Raw genomic sequence first — 3,340 nt, forward strand, 5'->3', positions numbered from 1 at the left:
GGGCCGCCCGGTCCTGGCGCCGCCGCCCGGGCGCCGAGGCGACGGATGCAGGAGCCTCCGCGTGACGGTGTTCCGCGCGGCGTCGGGTTCGCCGGCGCAAGGAAGGCTGAACGGGTGCGGCGCGCAAGCCCGTCCGCGGCCGCTCCGGCGTTCGTCGCATCGCAACGCGTGGGGCAAGCGACCGACGGGCTCACACCCGTGCCCGATCAGGGGGAACGCTGGGAGGCCAAGGCGCCAGCGTCCGTCCTGTGTCCATGAAGCCGGGTGCGGCACGCCATGATGCAGCCCCAGCCTGAAACCGCAGTGCTCGGCCGGGTCGCCTTCTTCGGCCACGACCGGATCGAGCCGACGATCCGGAAGCGGGTCGGCGCCATCCGGGAGACCGGCTGGTCGGTGGTCGAGTACATGTTCGTGCGGGCGCGGGTCGGCCTCGCCGATCCCGGGATCGCCGGCGACGTGGTGCCGCTCGGGCAGACCGTGGACCGGCATTACGGACGGCGTCTCCCGATGCTCGCGCTCGGGATCGTCCGGGCGCTCGCCCGGTGGCGGGACCTGCGCGCCGCGGACGTGGTCTACGTGCGCAACCTCGACATGGCGCTGGTGGCCTGGGCCTCGACCCGGCTCGCGGGCGGCCGGGCGCCGCTGGTCTACGAGGTGCTCGACATCCAGCGCCTGATGGTGCGGCCGGACCGGGTCGGGCGGGTCGCCCGGGCGGTGGAACGCTGGATCCTGGGCCGCAGCGCGCTCCTGGTGGTCAGCGCGCCGGACTTCGTGGGGCGCTACTTCGGGCCGGTCCAGGGCTTTTCGGGCCCGTGGCACCTCCTCGAGAACAAGGTCATGGCGCACCGCCTCGCCGAGGTGGCGCACCGGATCGACCGCGACCGCAGGGCCGGGCCGCCCTGGGTCATCGGCTGGTTCGGCACCCTGCGCTGCCGCCGGAGCCTGACCATCCTGGCGGCGGTGGCGCGGGCGCTGGGCGACGCGGTGCGGATCGTGATCGCCGGCCGGCTCTCGGAGGAGGATATCGACCCGCAGACCTTCGCGGAGACGCTGCGCCGGCATCCGAACATGTCGTTCCGCGGCCCCTACGCCAATCCGGGCGAGTTGCCCGACATCTACGGCGGCGTGCACTTCAGCTGGGCGGTCGATTGCTTGGATGACGGCCTGAACTCGGACTGGCTGCTGCCGAACCGGCTCTATGAGGGCGGCCTGTGCGGGGCGCTGACGCTGGCGCGCGCCGAGACCGCCACGGGCCGCTACGCGGTGGCCGAGCAGCTCGGCTGGGCCTTCCCGGAACCGCTCGAGGACGCCGTCATCGCGTTCCTGCGCGGCCTCGACGGCGCGACCTACGCGGCGATGCACGGCCGGCTCGCCACCCGGGCGACCTCGGACTTCGTCGACGTCCACGGCATGCGCGACCTGCTCGCCCGGGTCGCCTGACTGGCTTTTTCGCGGGGCGCGCGGCTCAACGGGCCGGGCCGCGCTGCCTGACGCGGGCCAAGCCCGAATTCGGGCGCATCGTCCACCCCGCGACGGGATGCTGACGGACTCTCACATCCGGCGGGCCGACACGGGCGCAGGAGGTCGTGCGGGTTGCCTCCCGCTGCGGGAAAAGTGGCCTGTCGCGCTATGGACGTGAGACTGCCTCGAACTTGCGGAGCCCTCAGCGGACCCGGTGCGCCCGGATCGGGCGGCCCGGGTTACGTAGTTCCGACGGGCACGCCCGCGGGCACGCGAATCGATCGGCTCAGGATGCGGCTTGCCGGCCTCCGAAAGCCCTGATTCGGGGGTGATTCGCCGCCGGACGAGCGGTTCGAGCCCCCAAACCGTCATCATGTCTACAAAATCAGTCCCTCAACCCAGTTTCAGCGACGAAAACTGGATTCGCCACCGCGCTGGAGCGCGAGATAGGCGGGGCAATTAGACATCGGTCGAATAGGCTAAACAATTTGGCCAAGGCCGCATCCGGCGCCGGAATCCGATCCCCGAGCCGGCGGGCCGCCGCGGCGGAAATAGCCACCGCGGCGTTTCGGTTTTTTGGTTGCTAAAAAATTCCGATCGACCACCCAGATACGGTCGATCGGTCGCAATGAACCGAAATAGACACCAGAAGACCGCACGAATGCGGGACGAGATCTACGATCCGCACCGGCCGCCACTGCGTCAGTAGCTACGTACGTAGTTTGTGACTGTTTTGATATGCGTAGAAATTTAATCAAACCGGAGCAGATAGGGTATTTACAGCTGATTTTACGAAAGTTAGCATTATATCCACGGTCATCGAGAGCCATCCAATAAGGCGCCGAACAGATCGCAATCCGCCAGTGTCATGTCGACGGCGAGTTCGTGGGTTTCCGCGCCCTCGCCTGACAACGGGCTTCCTGCGAAAGGAGGTAACTTCCTATGGCCAGTCTTGGTACTCGAGACGAGCGCGTCATCGTTGAGCGGGATAGTCCCAGGAGCCGCAGCGGCTTTCCGGGAGCGCAGGGCGGTGACGGTTCCGCCGTCATCGAGCAGCGGGACCCCACCCTGGTCCGCACGAACCGCATCGTGATCATCGATCGCCGGCAACTCGTCGGTCGATGCCTGGCCGCGTCCCTCCGGGAGGCCGACAAGGACACCGTGTTCGAGGTGTTCCCGGACATCGAGTCCTGGAAGCGCCAGACCCCGTTCGTGGCCGCCAACGTGGTCGTGCTGTGCCGGCCGGACGGCAACCTGTCCGAGACCGAGTGGGCCGAGGTCACCCGGGAGCTGGCCCTGCTGCAGGGCGAGATCGACGCGCCCCCGGTCGCGGTCATCTCGGACGGGGAGAACCTCGACCAGATCGTGCGGACCATCAAGCTCGGGGTGAAGGGCTACATCCCGACCACGACGTCGGTCGACATCGCCCTGCAGGCGCTCCAGCTCGTCCAGGCGGGCGGCGTCTACATCCCGGCGGAGTGCCTGTTCCCGCTTCTCGCCAGCATCAAGGTCGAGGAGCCGGTCGAGCCCGGCGAGGACGAGATCTTCTCCCCGCGCCAGCTCTGCGTCGCCCGGGCCCTGCGCAAGGGCACGCCGAACAAGATCATCGCCTACGAGTTGAACATGTGCGAGAGCACGGTGAAGGTTCACGTCCGCAACATCATGAAGAAGTTGAAGGCGAAGAACCGCACCGAGGTCGCGTACCTGACCAACAAGTACTTCCTGCGCGAGGATTCGAGCCTGGCCGCCATGAAGGCCCCCGCGGCCTGACCGCCCCCCCGGCCGCGACGGCCCCGACAGAGCGCCGTGCCCGATCCATCCGCGATCGGGCACGGCGCTCTGTTTTGAGCCGGGCCGCCCCGCGGGGCGGCCCGTTCCA

General features: G+C 68.7%; 2 protein-coding genes. Both read left to right on the top strand.

Annotated elements, in window-relative coordinates; genetic code table 11:
• Positions 1-276: 276 nt before the first annotated feature.
• Entirely contained in the window at positions 277-1,440 is a 1,164-nt protein-coding gene (locus tag FV228_RS24165) for a glycosyltransferase family 4 protein (RefSeq protein WP_147856887.1), read from the top strand.
• Between the two features lie 1,110 nt (positions 1,441-2,550).
• Positions 2,551-3,231: a response regulator transcription factor gene (locus tag FV228_RS24170; RefSeq protein ID WP_246694020.1), complete on the top strand. Its 681-nt coding sequence runs from the start codon at positions 2,551-2,553 to the stop codon at positions 3,229-3,231.
• Positions 3,232-3,340 lie beyond the last annotated feature (109 nt).

This window comes from Methylobacterium sp. WL18, from assembly GCF_008040015.1.
Classification (GTDB): domain Bacteria; phylum Pseudomonadota; class Alphaproteobacteria; order Rhizobiales; family Beijerinckiaceae; genus Methylobacterium; species Methylobacterium mesophilicum.

Bases quoted from the DNA above. Each gene is read 5' to 3' on its own strand.
- FV228_RS24165 (WP_147856887.1), top strand. From the start codon at position 277: ATGATGCAGCCCCAGCCTGAAACCGCAGTGCTCGGCCGGGTCGCCTTC.